Source organism: Nonomuraea bangladeshensis, from assembly GCF_039529455.1.
GTDB classification, from domain to species: Bacteria; Actinomycetota; Actinomycetes; order Streptosporangiales; family Streptosporangiaceae; genus Nonomuraea; species Nonomuraea bangladeshensis.
Map to the genome: position 1 here is coordinate 293,149 of NZ_BAAAMV010000006.1, position 13,573 is coordinate 306,721.

Here is a 13,573-nt window from a genome sequence, read left to right on the forward strand (position 1 = left end):
CCGTCACAGCTCGGCCCTGGTGGGCAACCCCTGCCAGTCGCTGACGCCCGTCACCGCGGCGGCGCTCAACAGCGCCCCGCGGTACAGGCGTTCCTGCGGGGTGAGGCCGTCGAGCGCGGCGCTGATGTAGCCGGCCGCGAACGCCTCCCCCGCGCCCGACGGATCCACCACCGGCACCTGCCAGCCCTGGACGTCGTAGCGCATCCGGTCGGCGCGCACGGTGGCGCCCTTCGCGCCGCGGTTCACGACGACCTCGCGCTCCGGGGTGAGGGCGGGCTTGACCAGGTCGAGCTCGTCCTGGCGGAGGAAGAGCAGGTGGGAGGCGCAGGCCAGCTCGCTCAGCACCTCCTCGGCCTCGCGGACCGACGGCCACAGCTCCGGGACGTACTCGACGGCGAAGGAGATCACCACGTCGGCGTTGCGCGCGGCGCTGACGGCGGCGCGCACGGCGTCCTGGGCGTCGATGCCGAGCGCGGCCGTCAGACCGGTGACGTGCAGCATCTTGGCCGCGCCCACCCGGTCGATGGGGACGTTGCCCGGCGACAGGCGCGAGCCGGCCGACCCGGTGCGGTAGTGCGCCGTGCGCGGCTCGCGGCCCACACGGCTCTCCCTGAGCAGCAGGCCCGTCGGCAGCCCCTCCGACACCCGCATGTCCGTCACGTCCACGCCCTCGCCGCGCAGGACGGTCAGGACCCGCGCGCCGAGCTCGTCGCCGCCCACTTTGCCCAGGTAGGCGCACTCGTGGCCGAGCCTGGCCAGCGCCACGGCCAGCGTGAACTCCGGCCCGCAGACGTCGAGCCTGGCCTCCCCGTCGTGGCGGACCCGGCCGCTCGTGACCACGCCGAGGGGCTCGCCGAGCGTGTAGACGTCCGTCATGGCACAGACTGTAGTAGGTCATCCAGCCCGAAAAAGAATTTGGGTCGCATAAGTGCTGGTTAAAGCCGTGATCAAAAATTTCTCGTAACTTTAGCGAACCTTTGCCCCTTTTCGTGCCTCACAGTAGTAGAGGGAGTCCGGCCACCCCGGGCCGGCTCTGAAGCGATACGGGGAGAGGAATCAGCACCCTCATGAGAAAGATCGCACTGGGTTTCGTCTCCGCCCTCGTGGGCGGGGCCATGCTCGTCACGGGGGCGGGGGCCGCCTCCGCCAGCACCGCCACCAAGGCGGACACCCGCCTGTTCATCCGCAGCATCACGCCGAACCCTGTCGTGGTGAAGAAGGGTGAGGAGAGCACCGCGTTCATCCACGTCCGGGCCGGCTCGGACGTCAAGAAGGTCGAAGTGAGCGTCGCTCCGGTCGACGGCGTCCGGACGCTGCGCGCCAAGGACGTCAAGCCGCTGGAGAGCTGGCGCTTCTCGGTCGGCTTCTCCGACGGCGACCAGCCCGGCAAGTGGAAGGCCACGGCCGTGGCGTTCGACGACGCCGGCAAGGAAGTGGCGAAGGACGACGCGTACTTCGCGGTCGAGCTCGCCAAGACCAAGGCCGACACGCGCGTCTCGCGCTTCGAGGCCGAGCCGTACAAGGTCCGCAAGGGCAAGTCGATCTACTTCTCCGGTCGGCTCCAGGCCGATGACCACCGGTGGAAGGGCGTCCGCGGCGAGAAGGTGAACATCTTCTACCGCGCCAACGGCCACAGCGCCTGGAAGTGGGTCACTTCCACCACGACGAAGTGGGACGGCAAGTTCTTCGCCAAGACCAAGGCGTACAAGAGCGGCTGGTTCCGCGCTTCGTTCGCCGGGAACGACGAGCTCAACAGCTCGACGAGCCGCGCCGACTACGTGCGCGTCTACGGTTCCTGGTGGCGTCGCTGAGCAAGCACCACTCCGGAGGCCCGGTCCCCTTACGGGGGCCGGGCCTCCGGCTTTTCAGCAGGTTTTACCTGGGCAGGGGTTTAGCGATCAGCTGATCGCCGCATGGTAGGTCGCACCGCCGCGCCCCCCCAGGGAAGGAGCCCCCCGCATGCCGCACTCCCTCGCCGCTCTGGCCCTGAGCATGGTGAGCGCGCTGGGAGCGGCCCCCACGCCGTCCCCTCCGGCCGCCTCGCCTCCCGCCGTACGGTACGAGCCCGCCGGGTCCGAGCGCGCGGAGCAGGCCCGCCGGCTGCTCAAGGAGAGCGGCGCGCTGCGTACGAAGATCAGGCTGCCGCGGGCGGTCGAGGTCGTCGCCCGCGACTGCGACGGGCGCTCCGCCCCCTGGGACGCCCGCGAGCGCCGCATCACGGTCTGCTACTCCCTGGTCGACCGGCTGGAGAGCACGCTGACCGGCATCTCCGAGACCGAGGAGGCCGACGCCCGCGCCATCGGCCGCCGCGTCGAGGCCGCGCTGACCGCGTTCTTCCACCACGAGCTCGGTCACGCCCTGGGCACGCTGGAGGGCCTGCCGGACGCCGAGGACCAGGCCGACCGGCTCGCCGCGCTCACGCTGGCCGCCGACCGGCCGGAGCAGGCGGTCGCCGCCGCCGAGGCCCGCCATCTGCTCGCCGCCGGGCACGCCGGCCTCGGCCGTCTGGCCGGGGAGGAGGAGTCGGCCACGTTCGCCTGCCTGCTCTACGGCGCCGACCCGGCCCGGAACGCCGCCATCGCCAAGGGCGGCTGGGTGCCCGCCGAGCGCGCGCCCTCGTGCGCCGCCGAATACCAGCAGGCCAAGTCGGCCGCCGGGCCACTGATCGTCAAGGGTCCGTGAAAGGCGGGACATCACGGGTAGCGTCCGGAGTATGGCTGAGGACGACCCGCTGCGTGACTTCGACCCGTTCGACATCTTCGACGCCGAGGCGGCCAGGCTGGACCGGTTCTTCGCCGGGCTGGACGAGAGGGGCTGGCTGCGGCCGTCCCACTGCGCGGGCTGGACGGTCCGCGACGTGCTGGCGCACCTGGCGGGCGAGGAGATGTACAACCACGCGGTCCTCGACGGGACCGTTTCCGAGCTGATGAGCCGGATGTCCGCCGAGGGCATCGGCGGCTACGAGGACTTCAACGAGTGGTGCGTACGGCAGCGCCGCGACCTGCCGGTCGAGGACGTGCTGCGGGAGTGGCGCGAGAAGAACGGCGAGACCCGGCGGCGCATGCGCGAGCTGGGTCAGGACGCCGTGCTGGAGACGATGGCCGGGCCCTACCTCAACGGGCGCCAGGCCTTCCACTACGACTCCGAGTACGCCACCCACGCCGACGACGTCGAGGCGCCGGTCGCGGCGGACGAGGCCGACGACCGGACGTTGTGGCGGATCGCGGTCGGCCGCTTCGCGCTGGCGGAGAGCGACTCGAAGGTGCAGGTCGAGCAGACGGCCGATGAGATCTGGGTGGCGCTGGACGGGGTGACGGCGACGCTGTCCTACCCGGAGTTCGTGGCGGCGACGGTGGGCCGGCTGCCCGCCTCCCACGGGCTCGACCCGCGCCTGGCCAGCGCCCTGAGATGCCTGGCCTGACCGACTCGGGCCGGAAAGGGGGCGATCATGTGGCTACGTGACCGTACGGGCACGGAGCCCACGACCGCGCGCAGCCCGCTGCGGGCGCGCCGGATCCTGTCGATGGTGGCGCTGGTGCTCGCCGTCGCCGCAGCGGTGTTCTTCGCGATCCGCGCCATGAGCACGGGCGAGGAGGTGTGGCGGTGGGAGGCGGCCATCGCGGCGGTCGTGGCGGTCGTCGCCGCCGTCGACCTGCTGGTGATCCGGCACCGCCGCTCCGGCGGCGGCCGGCCCGGCTCAGGTGGCCGGCCCGGCTCAGGTGGCCGGCCCGGCTCAGGTGGCCAGGACCGCTATCAGCAGTGACACGATCACCAGCGCGGCCGCCACGACGATCACCCACCAGTGGGTCAGCGCCCACAGGCGCGCCCGGTCCCCGTAGGGCCGCTCCGGCAGGCCGCCGACCGCCTCGATCCTGTTGATGGCCGCGACGCGCCGGGCCAACTCGGGATCCTCTCGCTCCAGGGCCTGCTCAATCTGGGCGAGTATGCGGCGTTCCCTTCCAGAGAGACCCATTCGCTCCACCACTGCTGCTCTCACGCCGGTGGAGAACTTTTACCCGCCGGTAGTTCCGGCATGCCCGCCTCTTGGGCGGGCCTTGATCACTTCTTGCCGTAACGCTGGTTGAACCGCTCGACGCGGCCGGCGGAGTCGATGACCCGGCCGCGACCGGTGTAGAAGGGGTGGCTGGCGGACGAGACGTCCACGTCGACGACCGGGTAGGTCCGGCCGTCCTCCCACTCGATGGTCGCCGTGCTCGTACGGGTCGAGCGGGTGAGGAAGGCGAAGCCCACGCTGGGGTCGCGGAAGACGACGGGACGGTACGCGGGGTGCAGGTTCTTTCGCATGTCCCGATCAACCAGATGGCAACGGTTTTCATTCCCTGGCTTCGGGGTCGAGCCCGAGCACCGTACGCCCGCCGTCCACGGGCACGGTCGCGCCGTTGACGAACGCCGCGTCGTCCGACAGCAGGTACGCCACGACGGCCGCCACCTCGGCCGGCTCCGCCGCCCGCCCGATGGGATGCAGCACCGCGATCTGCTCCTCCACGGCCGCCGCCGCCTCCTCGCCCAGCCCGGCCAGGAACGCCAGGTAACGCTCGGTCGCCACCGTGCCGGGCGCGACGGCGTTGACCCGGATGCCACGCCTGCCGTACTCGACGGCCAGCGACCTGGTCAGCCCCTCGACGGCGGCCTTGGCCGTCGCGTACGGCAGCCCGCCCGGCACCGCCCGGGTCGCCTGGTGCGAGGTGACGTTGACGATCGCCCCCGGACCGCCGGCGGCGAGAAAGGCGCGGACGGCGGTGGCGCAGCCGACCACGGCCAGGTCCAGGTTCGCCGCGATCAACGCCCTGACCTCGGAGATCGGCGAGGCGTGCACGGAGGCGTCACGGAAGACGGCCGCGTTGTTGACCCAGCCGCGCAGCGTGCCGTGCTCCTGGGCGAGGGCGGCGGCCCGCGCGGCCACCTGCTCGTCCGCCGCGTCGCCGACCACCGGCACGACGCCGTCGAGGCCGTCGAGGGCGTCCAGGGCGGCGGCGTCGTGCTCGATGACGACGACCGCGCCGCCGCCGGCCAGCAGCCGCTCGGTCACCGCCCGTCCGATGCCGCGCCCGCCGCCGGTCACCACATGAGAGGGAGTCATGATCCGACGCTACCCACGGGGTTAGGCTCTATGGGGTGATCGAGGATCTTCCTCCGGGTGCGCGGGCCCGCATGGTGGCCGCGCTCGCGATCACCCAGACCGCCGGCTACGGCGTGCTTTATTACGCTTTCTCGGTGTTCATCCCGCCGATGGCGCGCGACCTGGACGCCGGGGTCACCGTGCTGACCGGGGCCATCACCCTGTCCGTCCTCGTCTCCGGGGTGGCGGCGCCCGCCGTCGGACGCCTGCTGGACCGGCGCGGCGGGCGCGGCCTGATGACGGCCGGGTCGCTGCTCGGCGCGGCGGCCGTGCTGGCCTGGTCGCAGGTCCGCTCCGTGGCCGAGCTGTACGCGGTGTGCGCCGTGCTGGGCCTCGCGTCGGCCGCGGTGCTGTACGAGGCCGCGTTCGCGGTGATCGTCGCCTGGTTCGACCCGGCGCGGCGGGCACGGGCGCTGCTCACGGTCACCGTGGTCGCCGGGTTCGCCTCCAGCGTCTTCCTGCCGCTGACCGGGTTCCTGGTGGACCGGTACGGCTGGCGGCAGGCCCTGATGGTGCTCGCCGCCGGTTACGCGCTGACCGCCGTGCCGCTGCACGCCCTCACGGTGCGCGACCGGCCGGGGCCGTCCCGCGTCGACCGGGGCGCGATCGTCGGCGACGCGCTGCGGGAGCGGCCGTTCTGGCTGCTCGCGGCCGGGTTCCTCGCCCAGACCGGGGCGGTGTCGGTCATGGGGGTGCTGCTGGTGACGTACCTGATCACGCTCGGGCACCCGCCGGTGTTCGCGGCGAGCGTGGCGGGGCTGCTCGGAGTGCTGTCGGTCACCGGCCGGCTGGTCACCACGGGGCTGCAGGCCCGCTGGCGGGTGGCGCTGATCACGGCGGCGATGTTCGGGCTGCAGGGGCTCGCGGCGGTGCTGCTGCCGCTGGCCGGGCGCAGCACCGGCGGGGCCGTGGCGGCGGTGGTGCTGTTCGGGCTGGGGTTCGGGGTGGCCACGATCGCGCGGCCCGCGCTCATCGCCGACCGGTACGGCACGGCCGCGTTCGCGTCGCTGAGCGGCGCGCTGGCGCTGCCCATCACGGTGGCCAAGGCGCTCGCGCCGCTGGCGGCGGCCGGGATCGCGGAGGTCGCCGGGTTCCCGGCGGTCATGGGGGCGGTGGCGGCGGCCTGCGCGACCGGAGCGCTGGCACTCGTGGCCTACGATCGGCAAGGGACCGTCGGCGGCGCCCCGGCCCCCTGACGACCGCACGCGCGCGTGGTCCTTCGTCGGCGGCGGCGCGCCGGTGGTTCCGCACCGGGGGCTCCCGCTCGCCCTCGGCGAACTTCACTCATCGTCCGCCCGCGAACACGTAAGGTAGCCGCATGGATACCCCCTCCGAGGTTCTGCACCGCGTGTTCGGCTACGACTCGTTCCGGCCGGGGCAGCAGGAGATCATCGACCAGGTCGTGGGCGGCGGCGACGCGCTCGTCCTCATGCCGACCGGGGGCGGCAAGTCGCTCTGCTACCAGATCCCGGCCCTGGTGCGTCCCGGCGTCGGGGTGGTCATCTCCCCGCTCATCGCGCTGATGCAGGACCAGGTCGACGCGCTGCGGGCGCTCGGCGTGCGGGCCGGTTTCCTCAACTCCACGCAGGACTTCGGCGAGCGCCAGCTCGTCGAAGCCGAGTTCCTGGCCGGCGAGCTCGACCTGCTCTACCTCGCCCCCGAGCGGCTGCGGGTGGACGCCACGATGCGGCTGCTGGCCAAGGGCGACATCTCGGTGTTCGCGATCGACGAGGCCCACTGCGTGGCGCAGTGGGGCCACGACTTCCGCCCCGACTACCTCGCGCTGTCGGAGCTGCGCGAGCGCTGGCCGGACGTGCCGCGCATCGCGCTCACGGCCACCGCGACCCCCGCCACGCACGCCGAGATCTCCTCGCGGCTCGGCCTCGACCAGGCCCGCCACTTCGTGGCCGGCTTCGACCGGCCCAACATCCACTACCGGATCACGCCGAAGGCCGAGCCGAAGAAGCAGCTGCTGGAGTTCCTGCGCACCGAGCATCCCGGCGACTCCGGCATCGTCTACTGCCTGTCGCGCTCCTCGGTGGAGAAGATCGCCGAGTTCCTGGTCGAGCACGGCATCGCGGCGGTGCCCTACCACGCGGGGCTCGACGCCCGCACCCGCGCCGCCCACCAGGCCCGTTTCCTGCGCGAGGACGGGCTCATCGTGGTCGCCACCATCGCCTTCGGCATGGGCATCGACAAGCCCGACGTGCGCTTCGTGGCCCATCTCGACCTGCCCAAGTCGGTGGAGGGCTACTACCAGGAGACCGGGCGGGCGGGCCGCGACGGGCTGCCGGCGACCGCGTGGATGGCCTACGGCCTGCAGGACGTCATCCAGCACCGCCGCCTCGCCATGGAGGGCGACGACGCCCACCGCCGCCGCCAGGTGATGCACCTCGACGCCATGCTGGCGCTGTGCGAGACCGCCGGCTGCCGCCGCGTGATGCTGCTCGACTACTTCGGCCAGCAGGGGGCCGAGCCGTGCGGCAACTGCGACACCTGCCAGTCGCCGCCCGAGACCTGGGACGGCACGGTCGCCGCCCAGAAGGTGCTGTCCGCCGTGTTCCGGCTGGCCAAGGAGCGGCGGCAGAAGTTCGGCGTGGGCCAGATCGTCGACATCCTGCTCGGCAAGACCACCGCCAAGGTGCTGCAGCACGGCCACGACTCGCTCACCGTCTTCGGGGTCGGCACCGAGCTGGGCAACCAGGAGTGGCACAGCGTGGTGCGGCAGCTGCTGGCGCAGGGGCTGCTCGCGGTCGAGTCCGACTACGGGGCGCTGGTGCTCACCGACGCCAGCGCCGAGGTGCTGCGCGGCAACCACGAGGTCCTGCTGCGCCGCGACACCCTCCGCCCGGCCCGCACGCGCAGCGGCTCCGGCGGCGGCTCGGGGTCTGGTTCCGGGTCGGGGAAGTCGCGGCCTGCGGTCGAGCTTCCCGCCGAAGCGGCCCCGCTCTTCGAACGCCTGCGCGCCTGGCGGGCCACGGTGGCCAAGGAGCAGGGTGTTCCGGCTTACGTCATCTTCCACGACGCCACGCTCCGCGAGATCGCCACCCTCCGCCCCACCACGTCGGCCGAGCTGAGCACGGTCAACGGCGTCGGCGAGAACAAGCTGGCGAAATACGGCGACCAGGTCCTGGAGGTCCTGGCCGCCGACCCCGCATAGCCACCGCCACCGGCGCAAGAACGGAGCGCAACGGCCCGCCGACGGGAAGCCGACGCACCCGTTCAGCGCGTGAGGGTGCCGGCACCGCGAGGGACGAGATCCGTGGACGGCATCCAGGTGCTGCACCGTCCACAATCGCATCGGCCATTTTCCGCAAAGCGCCGCAGGACAATCCACGCGATTAATGCGGCCTCCGGTTACGACTTCCGATAAATCGCTTGAGGTTCCACCGGGTGGAAGGTGCAGATTCGCGTCATGGACGACGTGACGGATTTCTACACGATCGGGGAGTTGGCCCGGCGTACGGGGCTGCGGGCGCGCACGATCCGTTTCTGGTCCGACAGCGGCGTCGTGCCGCCGGTCCAGAGGTCGGAGGGCGGATACCGGCTGTATGACGCGGAGGCGGTCGCGCGGCTGGACCTGGTCCGGACGCTTCGCGATCTCGGGCTCGGCCTCGACGCCGTCCAGCAGGTGCTGGAGAGGCGCGTCACGCTGCGCGAAGTGGCGGACCTGCACGTCAAAGCGCTCGACGCCGAGATCCGCACCCTGAAGATCCGCCGGTCCGTCCTGCGTGTTCTCACCGAGCGAGACAGCTCTACGAAGGAGATCGCCTTGATCAACGCACTGGCCCGGCTCTCGGCGCGGGAACGCCGGCAGATCATCGACGACTTCGTCGACCACGTGTTCGCCGACGTCGTCGATGAGGACGCGGCGCTGGTCGGAGGATGGATGCGGGACCTTCCCGCCGAGCTCCCTGAGGACCCGACCTCCGGACAGGTCGGCGCGTGGGTGGAGCTGGCCGAGCTGGCGGGCGATGAGAGCTTCCGGCAGACGGTCCGGCGGATGGTCCTCAGCGGCGAGGGGGACAACCGCCTGGAGTACGGTCTCGACCTCCGGCCCCTGGTGCTGGAGCACGCGGGGGCCGCTCTGTCGCGCGGACTCGCCCCGGAGGCGGACGAGGCGAAGCCGGTCCTGACGCGGATCATCCCCGGCGACCTGCCCGCGCAGGAGGTCGCCGCCCTGATCGACTGGCTGGAGATGGTCGCCGAGCCCAGGGTTGAGCGGTATTGGCAGCTTTTGAGCATCCTCAGAGGTCAGGAACCATCCCCACCGGCGGTCCCGGCCTTCCGGTGGGTGCTGGCCGCGCTGCGCGCACACCGATGATCCGTCCCCGCGGCATCCGACCCTCCCCACCGGTTCGCCGGGGGGCGGTCACCGGCCGCTGAGCCTTCGTACGGATTCGGGGGAAGCGGGAGTGGTGGCGACGGCCGCACGAAGAACGGTCGTCCCCACCACGTTGGTCGGCCTGGATCCGGCGCTGCGTGCCCCCCGCCGCCGCCGGACCGGCCGGACGTGTTTCGGCCCCGAACGATGGGTGTGTGCCCAGTTACGATCTTCTCATCCGATTGCCCGGTCAGGTGCCGGTTTCGCGGGATGTCGTACAGGGCGATCGTACGGTGTCGGCGCGCGGCGCGCGGGACCGGGTCAGATGGAGTGGCCGTTCGGGTAGGGCCGCCGGCCGGCGGCGGCCGGGTCCCGTCCCAGGTAGGCCAGGAGGCGGTCGTCGGCGGGGGCGTCCAGGGGGACGGGGCGCGGCGCGGCGAACCGGTGCGGCCGGTCGGCGGGCGTCACGAACAGGTGGGCCAGGTCCAGCAGCTCGTCCGCCAGCAGGGCCGGGATGGGGCGGGGCTCGCCGCACGCGGTGGCGATGTCCCAGCCGTGTACGGCGATCTCGATCGCGCCCACGGCGGCCACCATGGGGCTGGTCAGGTGGCGGTCACCGATCGAGACCAGCTCGCCGGTGAGCGTGGCCGCCCAGGTGCCGAGGAGTTCGGTGGCGTCGTCCCGTACGAGGAGGGCCGGGTTGTCGTGGCGGTTGAGCCGCCGGGCGGTGCGCAGGTGGTCGAGCGCCTTCGTGCCGAGGGTGACGGTGCCGGTGGCGGCCTCGTTCAGGGCGCGGAGAGAGTCGGTGACGTGGGCCAGCAGCCGTTCCATGGTCCAGCCTGCGCAGGGGGTCGCGCGGCAGAGCATGGGCGGGGTCACGATGCGCAGACTGCCGAGCGTGTAGTCGATCGCCCGTTCCAGCAGGGCCACGCCCGCTGTCAGGACCCGTTCTCGTTCACCGTTCATGGATGGCCTCCTCGGATGTGCTGACCGGAGGGGCGGCAGGAAGTCATCGGTGTGGATCTCGGAACCTTTCGCCGCCGGGCGGTGTAAGGGGGGCGAGGAGGATGATCGATGAGGTGGATGGTGGTGTCGCTCGTGGCGGTGCTTGCGGTGGCGGTTGGTTGTGGCGCCGGTGGTGGTACGGCACCCGGGACGGCGGGCACGCCGGGGACGGCGACTCCGGGGACGGCGACTCCGGGGACGGCGACTCCGGGGACGGCGACTCCGGGGACGGGCACGCCGCAGACCGGTGATACGCCGCAGACCGGTGGCACGCAGCCGGGGGCTGAGGGTACGCCCGGCGCGGCCGATGCCACCGGGACCGTGAGCCCCGTTCCGGTGGTGACCATTGACGGGGCCGGGTGTCGCGGGACGGCGGTGTCGCAAGGGGACGGCTTTCCCGAGGTGCGGGGCACGGGCGAGGGGGTGGAGTTGTGGGGGCTGCTGTTCGGGGAGGTGCCGGTGCGGCGCGGCGTGGAGGTCAAGATCGTATGGCGGATGACCGGGGAGGGCCCGCTGCGCAAGGTCGAGGCGACGCTTCCGGACGGCACGCGCGCCCGGCTCGCCTGGGGCCCCGAGGAGCACGGCGGGTCGAACTGGCGGCGTCCCGGGCAGGAGTGGGGCACGGGCTTCGTCTTTCCCGAGCGCGGCTGCTGGAAGGTCGAGCTGACCCGCGACCACGGCAAGGGACACGTCTGGCTGCGGGTCCGCTGACGACTCCAGGCTGACGACTGAAGGCCCACTTCACGAGGCTGGTGTACGGAGAGGTTGGCGTCACACGGCGAACGCCGCGAGGCCGGCGTTCAAGAGTTTGGCGTCGCGAGGCGGACGTAGGCCAACGTCCGAAAGCCTGGCTTCACGCGATGGGTGTCGCCTTGCCTCCGCAGCCGCGAAACGGCCCCCACCCAGGCGGCGTCTGAAGGTGATCGGAAGGGGATCGTAAGGTCGGTCCGGCAGGGTGGTGTCCATTGACGACGGCTTCGAAGGGAAACTCGACCCCATGCGCAAACTGCTGCTCCAGGTCCAGGTCAGCGCCGACGGCTACATGGCCGGTCCGAACGGCGAGATGGACTGGCTGACCTTCCCCTGGACCGACGACGTCGGCGAGCACATCAACGCCCTCACCGCGAACGTCGACACCATCATCCTCGGCCGCAGGCTCGCCGAGGGGTTCATCCCGGCGTGGGCCGCCGGGCCGCCCGGCGAGGACAAGGAGTCGATCGACTGGATGAACCGCACCCCCAAGGTCGTGATCTCCCGCACGCTCACGGAGTCGCCGTGGGAGAACGCGACCGTCGCCGGCGGCGAGCTGGCCGAGACGGTCAACGGGCTGAAGGCGAGGCCGGGCGGGGACCTCATCGTGTACGGCGGCGGGACGCTGGTCGCGAGCCTGGCCGAAGCCGATCTCATCGACGAGTACCACCTGTTCGTCAACCCGACGGCGATCGGCGGCGGGATGCCGGTCTTCCCCGGCCGCCGGAAGCTGCGCCGGGTCTCGGCTCAGCCGTTCGGGTGCGGCGTCACGGCGATGCACTACGAGCCCGTGAGGTAGGACATCACCCCTGCGCGGACAGGGCGCGGTCGAGGAAGGCGATGACGTCGTCCAGCACCTCGTCCTGGTTGGTCTCGTTGAAGACCTCGTGCCGCGCGCCCGGGTAGACGCGTTCGGTGAGGTCCGTGCCGCGTACGGCCTCGATGCCCGCCCGGCTCGGCCCGAGCGGCACGAGCTGGTCGTCCTCGCCGTGCACCCACAGCGTGGGCAGGTCGCCGAACGTGCCGCCCTTGCCGATCGCGGCCAGCGTGGCGGCGAACGCCTCCAGCGTGGCCCGCTTGAACGGCCCGTGCCAGACCAGCGGGTCGGCCGCGTACGCGGCGCCCACGGCCGGGTCGCGGGAGAGCGTGGCCGGGTCGATGGGGAGGTCGGGCAGCTCGTCGAGGGCGAGCAGCGCGGGCACCGCCTCCCACTCACCGATCACCGGCCCGGACAGGACGAGCGCGGCCAGCCCCGCGCCGTGGAGCTGGGCGTACCGGGCGGCGATCATGCCGCCCATGGAGTGGCCGATCGCCACGACGGGGACGCCGGGGTGCGCGGCCCGTGCCTGCTCCTCGACGGTGTGGACGTCGGCGACGACGTCCTCGAAGTCCTCGATGAGCACCCGCTCGCCCTCCGACCGGCCGTGCCCGGCGTGGTCGACGCCGTAGACGGCGGCGCCGTGGCGGACCAGCCGGTCGGCGACGTGCTCGTAGCGGCCTGTGTGCTCGCCGTACCCGTGGATCAGCAGGACGACGTAGCGGGGGTCGTCATGCGGCCATTCGCGGACGGTGCGGGCGCCGTGCACGCCGGCGAAGACGTGCTCACGGGACTCGGCCATGCTTCACACTCCTCGGGTTCGAGCTGCGGCGAGCGTACGTCGGCCGCTCCCGCCCTCACAACCGCGTCGTAGGCTGGGTGACGATGATCCCGCTGCCGATGAGGGAGATCGCGCCGGGCGCGGTCCACGTTCCTGGCTGGTTGTCGATGGACGAGCAGCGCCACCTCGTCCGCGCCTGCCGCGCGTGGGCCACGGGGCCGGTGCCGATGCGGCACACCCGGCTGCCCGGGGGCGGCGTGATGTCGGTCCAGACGGTGTGCGTGGGCTGGCACTGGCAGCCCTACCGCTACACGCGCCTGGCCCACGACGTCAACGGCCGCAAGGTCGCCGACTTCCCCGGCTGGCTCGCCGACCTGGGCCGCCGCGCGGTGGCCGAGGCGTACGGCCGCCCGGCCGACGACTACGCCCCCGACACGGCCCTGGTCAACTTCTACGACGCCGATGCCCGGATGGGCATGCACCAGGACAAGGACGAGAGGTCGCCCGCCCCGGTGGTCTCGTTGAGCATCGGCGACACGTGCCGGTTCAGGTTCGGCAACACCGAGACGCGCGGCAGGCCGTACACGGACGTGGAGCTGGCCTCGGGTGACCTGTTCGTGTTCGGGGGGCCGTCGCGGCTCGCCTACCACGGCGTGCTGAAGGTCCTGCCCGGCACCGGCGATCCGGCCACCGGTCTCGCCGCCGGCCGGCTCAACGTCACGCTGCGGGTCACCGGCCTCCGGTGACGCACCGAGG

17 protein-coding genes are annotated in these 13,573 nt (G+C 72.3%); 11 read left to right on the plus strand and 6 right to left on the minus strand.

What is annotated here, in order from left to right; genetic code table 11:
• Positions 1 to 3 precede the first annotated feature (3 nt).
• Complete coding sequence (locus ABD292_RS20880; RefSeq protein ID WP_344209635.1) at positions 4 to 876, minus strand: sugar kinase; 873 nt, start codon at positions 874 to 876, stop codon at positions 4 to 6.
• A 191-nt stretch (positions 877 to 1,067) separates the two neighbouring features.
• Here ABD292_RS20880 and ABD292_RS20885 point away from each other — a divergent pair, with 191 nt between their 5' ends.
• The 4 genes from ABD292_RS20885 (at position 1,068) to ABD292_RS20900 (ending at position 3,763) form a co-directional block, all read left to right on the plus strand.
• Complete coding sequence (locus ABD292_RS20885; RefSeq protein ID WP_344209637.1) at positions 1,068 to 1,811, plus strand: hypothetical protein; 744 nt, start codon at positions 1,068 to 1,070, stop codon at positions 1,809 to 1,811.
• A gap of 148 nt (positions 1,812 to 1,959) precedes the next feature.
• Positions 1,960 to 2,682, plus strand: coding sequence for a DUF4344 domain-containing metallopeptidase (locus tag ABD292_RS20890; protein ID WP_344209639.1), 723 nt, complete (start codon positions 1,960 to 1,962; stop codon positions 2,680 to 2,682).
• A gap of 31 nt (positions 2,683 to 2,713) precedes the next feature.
• Complete coding sequence (locus ABD292_RS20895) at positions 2,714 to 3,421, plus strand: maleylpyruvate isomerase family mycothiol-dependent enzyme (protein WP_344209641.1); 708 nt, start codon at positions 2,714 to 2,716, stop codon at positions 3,419 to 3,421.
• 27 nt (positions 3,422 to 3,448) lie between these two features.
• Complete coding sequence (locus tag ABD292_RS20900) at positions 3,449 to 3,763, plus strand: DUF6343 family protein (RefSeq protein WP_344209643.1); 315 nt, start codon at positions 3,449 to 3,451, stop codon at positions 3,761 to 3,763.
• Here the strand turns inward: ABD292_RS20900 and ABD292_RS20905 are convergent.
• From ABD292_RS20905 to ABD292_RS20915, 3 genes are all read right to left on the minus strand, one after another.
• Complete coding sequence (locus ABD292_RS20905; RefSeq protein ID WP_344209645.1) at positions 3,734 to 3,973, minus strand: DUF3040 domain-containing protein; 240 nt, start codon at positions 3,971 to 3,973, stop codon at positions 3,734 to 3,736. The two genes, ABD292_RS20900 and ABD292_RS20905, sit on opposite strands and share 30 nt — an antisense overlap.
• A gap of 86 nt (positions 3,974 to 4,059) precedes the next feature.
• A complete protein-coding gene (locus ABD292_RS20910) occupies positions 4,060 to 4,305 on the minus strand; it encodes a type B 50S ribosomal protein L31 (protein ID WP_344209648.1) in 246 nt (81 codons plus the stop codon).
• A 28-nt stretch (positions 4,306 to 4,333) separates the two neighbouring features.
• Positions 4,334 to 5,101, minus strand: coding sequence for an SDR family NAD(P)-dependent oxidoreductase (locus ABD292_RS20915; RefSeq protein WP_344209650.1), 768 nt, complete (start codon positions 5,099 to 5,101; stop codon positions 4,334 to 4,336).
• 35 nt (positions 5,102 to 5,136) lie between these two features.
• Here ABD292_RS20915 and ABD292_RS20920 point away from each other — a divergent pair, with 35 nt between their 5' ends.
• From ABD292_RS20920 to ABD292_RS20930, 3 genes are all read left to right on the plus strand, one after another.
• Entirely contained in the window at positions 5,137 to 6,336 is a 1,200-nt protein-coding gene (locus tag ABD292_RS20920) for an MFS transporter (RefSeq protein WP_344209652.1), read from the plus strand.
• Between the two features lie 122 nt (positions 6,337 to 6,458).
• Positions 6,459 to 8,300, plus strand: coding sequence for a DNA helicase RecQ (recQ, locus tag ABD292_RS20925; protein ID WP_344209654.1), 1,842 nt, complete (start codon positions 6,459 to 6,461; stop codon positions 8,298 to 8,300).
• A 255-nt stretch (positions 8,301 to 8,555) separates the two neighbouring features.
• Positions 8,556 to 9,464 carry a helix-turn-helix domain-containing protein gene (locus ABD292_RS20930; RefSeq protein ID WP_344209656.1) on the plus strand — a complete coding sequence of 303 codons (909 nt, stop codon included), beginning with the start codon at positions 8,556 to 8,558 and terminating at the stop codon, positions 9,462 to 9,464.
• Between the two features lie 321 nt (positions 9,465 to 9,785).
• Here the strand turns inward: ABD292_RS20930 and ABD292_RS20935 are convergent, their stop codons facing one another.
• On the minus strand, positions 9,786 to 10,430 hold the full coding sequence (locus ABD292_RS20935; protein ID WP_344209658.1) for a TIGR03086 family metal-binding protein: 645 nt from the start codon (positions 10,428 to 10,430) through the stop codon (positions 9,786 to 9,788).
• Positions 10,431 to 10,588: 158 nt separating this feature from the next.
• On the opposite strand from ABD292_RS20935, the gene ABD292_RS20940 reads away from it, so the two are divergent.
• From ABD292_RS20940 to ABD292_RS20950, 3 genes are all read left to right on the plus strand, one after another.
• The gene (locus ABD292_RS20940) at positions 10,589 to 10,720 is read left to right on the plus strand and encodes a hypothetical protein (protein WP_344209660.1); all 132 of its coding nucleotides are present in this window, start codon (positions 10,589 to 10,591) and stop codon (positions 10,718 to 10,720) included.
• A 124-nt stretch (positions 10,721 to 10,844) separates the two neighbouring features.
• Positions 10,845 to 11,180 carry a hypothetical protein gene (locus tag ABD292_RS20945; RefSeq protein WP_344209663.1) on the plus strand — a complete coding sequence of 112 codons (336 nt, stop codon included), beginning with the start codon at positions 10,845 to 10,847 and terminating at the stop codon, positions 11,178 to 11,180.
• Positions 11,181 to 11,466: 286 nt separating this feature from the next.
• Positions 11,467 to 12,018, plus strand: a complete 552-nt coding sequence (locus ABD292_RS20950) for a dihydrofolate reductase family protein (protein WP_344209665.1) — start codon at positions 11,467 to 11,469, stop codon at positions 12,016 to 12,018.
• 4 nt (positions 12,019 to 12,022) lie between these two features.
• Here the strand turns inward: ABD292_RS20950 and ABD292_RS20955 are convergent, their stop codons facing one another.
• Positions 12,023 to 12,838: an alpha/beta hydrolase gene (locus ABD292_RS20955; RefSeq protein WP_344209667.1), complete on the minus strand. Its 816-nt coding sequence runs from the start codon at positions 12,836 to 12,838 to the stop codon at positions 12,023 to 12,025.
• A gap of 83 nt (positions 12,839 to 12,921) precedes the next feature.
• Between ABD292_RS20955 and ABD292_RS20960 the strand changes: the two genes are divergently transcribed.
• The gene (locus ABD292_RS20960; protein ID WP_344209670.1) at positions 12,922 to 13,563 is read left to right on the plus strand and encodes an alpha-ketoglutarate-dependent dioxygenase AlkB family protein; all 642 of its coding nucleotides are present in this window, start codon (positions 12,922 to 12,924) and stop codon (positions 13,561 to 13,563) included.
• Positions 13,564 to 13,573: the final 10 nt, after the last annotated feature.

Excerpts from the sequence above, each read along its gene's own strand:
- ABD292_RS20880 (WP_344209635.1), bottom strand. The coding sequence starts at position 876 with ATGACGGACGTCTACACGCTCGGCGAGCCCCTCGGCGTGGTCACGAGC.
- ABD292_RS20885 (WP_344209637.1), top strand. The coding sequence starts at position 1,068 with ATGAGAAAGATCGCACTGGGTTTCGTCTCCGCCCTCGTGGGCGGGGCC.
- ABD292_RS20890 (WP_344209639.1), top strand. The coding sequence starts at position 1,960 with ATGCCGCACTCCCTCGCCGCTCTGGCCCTGAGCATGGTGAGCGCGCTG.
- ABD292_RS20895 (WP_344209641.1), top strand. The coding sequence starts at position 2,714 with ATGGCTGAGGACGACCCGCTGCGTGACTTCGACCCGTTCGACATCTTC.
- ABD292_RS20900 (WP_344209643.1), top strand. The coding sequence starts at position 3,449 with ATGTGGCTACGTGACCGTACGGGCACGGAGCCCACGACCGCGCGCAGC.
- ABD292_RS20905 (WP_344209645.1), bottom strand. The coding sequence starts at position 3,973 with ATGGGTCTCTCTGGAAGGGAACGCCGCATACTCGCCCAGATTGAGCAG.
- ABD292_RS20910 (WP_344209648.1), bottom strand. The coding sequence starts at position 4,305 with ATGCGAAAGAACCTGCACCCCGCGTACCGTCCCGTCGTCTTCCGCGAC.
- ABD292_RS20915 (WP_344209650.1), bottom strand. The coding sequence starts at position 5,101 with ATGACTCCCTCTCATGTGGTGACCGGCGGCGGGCGCGGCATCGGACGG.
- recQ (WP_344209654.1), top strand. The coding sequence starts at position 6,459 with ATGGATACCCCCTCCGAGGTTCTGCACCGCGTGTTCGGCTACGACTCG.
- ABD292_RS20930 (WP_344209656.1), top strand. The coding sequence starts at position 8,556 with ATGGACGACGTGACGGATTTCTACACGATCGGGGAGTTGGCCCGGCGT.
- ABD292_RS20935 (WP_344209658.1), bottom strand. The coding sequence starts at position 10,430 with ATGAACGGTGAACGAGAACGGGTCCTGACAGCGGGCGTGGCCCTGCTG.
- ABD292_RS20950 (WP_344209665.1), top strand. The coding sequence starts at position 11,467 with ATGCGCAAACTGCTGCTCCAGGTCCAGGTCAGCGCCGACGGCTACATG.
- ABD292_RS20955 (WP_344209667.1), bottom strand. The coding sequence starts at position 12,838 with ATGGCCGAGTCCCGTGAGCACGTCTTCGCCGGCGTGCACGGCGCCCGC.
- ABD292_RS20960 (WP_344209670.1), top strand. The coding sequence starts at position 12,922 with ATGATCCCGCTGCCGATGAGGGAGATCGCGCCGGGCGCGGTCCACGTT.